The sequence below is a fragment of the Neisseria sp. P0021.S005 genome (genome assembly GCF_051956955.1).
The window spans coordinates 1-287 of the sequence record NZ_JBQCWY010001021.1 but is presented as its reverse complement, the minus strand read 5'-3'; the positions used below and the strand labels follow the sequence as shown (position 1 = coordinate 287).

The following is a 287-nucleotide window of genomic DNA, read 5'->3' as shown; positions in this document are numbered from 1 at the left end:
GTGAACAACGACGGTGTGAAAGTAGGCGACGATGTTGCATTGACCCAAGACGGCGTTAAAGCAGGTGATGTCAAACTGACCAAAGACGGATTGAACAACGCCGGCAACAAAGTGACCAACGTAGCCGATGGCGCCGTCAGCGCCAACAGTAAAGATGCCGTTAACGGCAGCCAACTGTTTGCGACCAACCAAAACGTAGCCAACAACGCCGCCAATATCGCCAAAGGCATCAACTTCGGTGGTACCACCGGCAGCAACAACTACGCATTGGGTGACACCATCAATGT

1 protein-coding gene is annotated in these 287 nt (G+C 52.6%); it reads left to right on the top strand.

The window, feature by feature from the left end; genetic code table 11:
- On the top strand, window positions 1–287 hold a 287-nt coding region (locus tag ACTHUE_RS20685; protein ID WP_440404026.1), incomplete at both ends, for a hypothetical protein.